This window comes from Micrococcus sp. HMSC31B01, assembly GCF_001816085.1.
Lineage (GTDB): Bacteria > Actinomycetota > Actinomycetes > Actinomycetales > Micrococcaceae > Micrococcus > Micrococcus luteus.
The window spans coordinates 1-3,659 of sequence record NZ_KV825104.1 but is presented as its reverse complement, the minus strand read 5'-3'; the positions used below and the strand labels follow the sequence as shown (position 1 = coordinate 3,659).

2 protein-coding genes are annotated in these 3,659 nt (G+C 72.4%); both read right to left on the bottom strand.

Annotation, left to right across the window (positions count from 1 at the left end; translation table 11 throughout):
* Positions 1–94: 94 nt before the first annotated feature.
* Positions 95–2,404: a RelA/SpoT family protein gene (locus tag HMPREF3105_RS05865; RefSeq protein WP_041103662.1), complete on the bottom strand. Its 2,310-nt coding sequence runs from the start codon at positions 2,402–2,404 to the stop codon at positions 95–97.
* A gap of 115 nt (positions 2,405–2,519) precedes the next feature.
* On the bottom strand, positions 2,520–3,560 hold the full coding sequence (gene secF, locus HMPREF3105_RS05860) for a protein translocase subunit SecF (RefSeq protein WP_036317952.1): 1,041 nt from the start codon (positions 3,558–3,560) through the stop codon (positions 2,520–2,522).
* Positions 3,561–3,659 lie beyond the last annotated feature (99 nt).

Here is a 3,659-nt window from a genome sequence, read left to right as displayed (position 1 = left end):
CCCGCCGGACCCGCCGTGCCGGCGTCGTGGCGGCCCGGCGCCGGCTGGGCGCGCTGCTGGCGGCGCTGGACGTCCCCGACTGAGGCCGGGAGGCTCAGGTGCGGTGCACGTCGAAGACGCCGTCGATGCGGCGCACCGCGTCGATCACGTGGCCGAGGAACCGGGGGTCGCCCATCTCGAAGACGAACCGGCTCATCGCCACGCGGTCGCGGGTGGTGTTCACGGAGGCCGAGAGGATGTACACGTGGTTCTCGGAGAGGACCCGTGTGACGTCGGAGAGCAGCGACTTGCGGTCCAGCGCCTCGATCTGGATCTCCACCAGGTAGACGGTGTCCCGCGACGGCGCCCAGCTGACCGGGGTGCGGCGCTCCGGCTCCTGCGCGAGCAGGGTCGCCAGGTTGGGACAGTCGACCCGGTGCACGGAGACCCCGGAGCCGCGGGTGACGAACCCGTCGATGGCGTCCGGCGGCACCGGGTTGCAGCACCGTGCCAGCTTGGCCATGACGCCGCCGTCGCCGTCCACGAGCACGCCGGCGTCGTTGGTGGCCCGCGCGGGGGCGCGCCGCGACTGGGCCGGGACCAGCTCCTGCAGGTGCACCTCGCCGACGGTCAGCTCGCCCTCCGGCTCGGCCTGCGTCGGCGTCGGCGGAGCGAGGCGCTCCGCGACGCGTTCCTGCACGGACTGGGCGGACACGTGGCCGTCGCCGAGGGCCACGAACAGCCCGTCGAGGTCCGCGTAGCCGAGATCCGTGGCCACCTGCACCAGCTCCTCGCCGCCGAGCACCTGCTGCACGGCCATGCCGGCCTTGCGCAGCTGACGGGTCAGCGACTCGCGTCCCCGGTCGGCCTGCTCGTCGCGGCGCTGCGTGGCGAAGTGGTGACGGATCTTGGACCGGGCGCGCGGCGAGACCACGAAGCCCAGCCAGTCCCGGCTCGGCCCCGCGTCCTCGGCGCGCGAGGTGAAGACCTCCACGGTGTCGCCGTGGCTGAGCGGCGTGGACAGCGGGACGAGCTTGTCGTTGACCCGGGCGCCGATGGTGCGGTGGCCGACGTCGGTGTGGATGGCGTAGGCGAAGTCCACGGGCGTGGAGCCCGCCGGCAGGGTGCGGATCTCCCCCTTCGGCGTGAAGACGTACACCTCGTCCGCCCCGATCTGGGTGCGCAGCGAGGCGAGGAACTCGTCCGGGTCCCGGGTGTCCGCCTGCCAGTCCATCACCGAGCGCAGCCAGGCCGGCGTGGCCTGCACCGGCGCCTGGCCGGCGGCCTGGGCCTTGTACCGCCAGTGCGCGGCGACGCCGTACTCGGCCTGGCGGTGCATCTCCTGCGTGCGGATCTGGATCTCCACCGGCTTGCCGCCCGGCACCATCACCGTGGTGTGCAGGGAGCGGTACATGTTCAGCTTCGGGACCGCGATGTAGTCCTTGAACCGGCCCGGGACCGGGTTCCAGCGCGCGTGGATGACGCCGAGCACGGCGTAGCAGTCACGCACGGAGTCCACGAGCACCCGGATGCCCGTGAGGTCGTGGATGTCGTCGAAGTCCTTCCCGCGCGTCACCATCTTCTGGTAGATCGAGTAGTAGTGCTTCGGCCGTCCGGTGACGGTCGCCCGGATCCGGTGCTCGCGCAGGTGCTCCTCGATCACGGTGCGCAGCGCCGCGATGTGCTTCTCCCGCTCCGGGTTGCGCTCCCCCACGAGGCGCACGATCTCCGCGTACATCTTGGGCTTGAGGGCGGCGAAGGAGAGGTCCTCGAGCTCCCACTTGACGGTGTTCATGCCGAGCCGGTGGGCCAGCGGGGCGTAGATGTCCAAGGTCTCCTGGGCCTTGCGGGCGCTGGACTCCGGGGAGACGTACCGCCACGTCCGCGCGTTGTGCAGCCGGTCGGCGAGCTTGATGAGCAGGACGTTCACGTCCTGGGCCATCGCGATGACCATCTTGCGCACGGTCTCGGCCTGCGCCGCGGCGCCGTAGGTCACCTTGTCCAGCTTGGTCACGCCGTCCACGAGGAGGGCGACCTCGGAGCCGAAGTCGGCGCGGAGGCGCTCCAGGGAGTAGTCCGTGTCCTCGACGGTGTCGTGCAGCAGGGCCGCCAGGAGCGTCGGGCCCGTCACGCCGATCTCGGCGAGGATCGTGGCGACCGCGACGGGGTGGGTGATGTACGGGTCCCCGGAGCGCCGCATCTGCCCCTCGTGTGCCGCGCGGGCGACCTCGAAGGCGCGGACGATCTCGGCCAGCTCGGTCTTGGTGGCTCGCTGCCGCACGGTGCGCATCAGCGGCTCGAGCAGGGGCGAGTACTCGGTGGCGTGCCGGCCGGTCAGGCGTGCGATCCGGCTGCGGGGCCGGACCGGGGCGGGACGGGCCGGGGCGGGACGGGCCGGGGCGGGAGTGGGGTCCTGCTCGCTCATGGGCCACGCCTCCTGACTCGTGCGGCCCCGACCGCTCCGGCCGGGATGATCGGCGAGTCTACCCGCGCCCGTCCCACCCCGCCCCAGGAAGACCACCGGGGCCGCAGCGGCTCCGTCAGAGTCGCGCGCCGTCGTCCCAGGGGGCGACGTCGGGATCGGTGACCGCCTCTGAGGCACGCTCCCGGGCGGCGCGGGCCGCGGCCCGGGCGTCGTGGTCGCGCACGTCCGGGTCGTTGCGGCGCAGCAGGGCGTACAGCGGCGCCTGGAGGAACAGGGTGGACAGGGTGCCCACGATGATGCCCACGAACAGCGCGAGCGCGATGTCCCGCAGCGTGCCGGCACCGAGCAGCCCCGCGCCGATGAACAGGATCGAGCCGACCGGCAGGATGCCGACGACGGAGGTCGTGATGGACCGGACGAGCGTCTGGTTCACCGCGAGGTTCACGTTCTCGACGAAGGAGCGCTCCGGGTCCTCCTCGGCCCCGATCGTGTTCTCGCGGATCTTGTCGAAGACCACCACGGTGTCGTAGAGCGCGTACGACAGGATCGTGAGGAAGCCGATGATGGCCGACGGCGTGATCTCGAAGCCGGTGGCGCCGTAGATGCCGGCGGTCAGCGCGACCACGTAGAGCATGCCGAGCACGGCGGCCAGGGACATCTTCCAGGTGCGGAAGTACACGGCCATGAACAGGGTCACGAGCACCACGAAGATCACCAGGCCGATCAGGGCCTGCTGCGACACCGCGGCGCCCCAGGTCGGCCCCACGAAGGTCGAGGTCACCTGGTCCTGGCCGACGCCGTAGGCCTCCTGCAGGTTCGCGGCCACGGCTCGGGTCTGGGCGTCGTCGAGCTGCTCGGTCTGGACGCGCACGGTGCCCGGGGCGACGTTCGTGACGGTGGCGTGGCCGTCGGCCAGCACGTCGGTCACGGCGCGCTCGCCCGCGGCCACGTCGGTGGAGGCCGTCTGCGAGACGGTGAACTCGGAGCCGCCCCGGAACTCGATGCCGAGGTTGAAGCCACCGCGGAGGGCGGTCAGGCCGCCGGCGAGGACGAGCAGCAGGGCGGCGAGGGCGAACCACCGCCGCCAGCGCTGGATGAACGGGTAGGAGATGCGGCCCGAGTAGAGGGCGTTGCCCCAGTCGGCGAAGCGGTTCACTGGTCCTCCTCCTGGCGGCGTCGCTCGGCGCGGCGTCGCTCGGCGATCGTCATGGGCGGCGCGGTGCGCGAGCGGCGGCCGCCCCCCCGGGCGGACGAG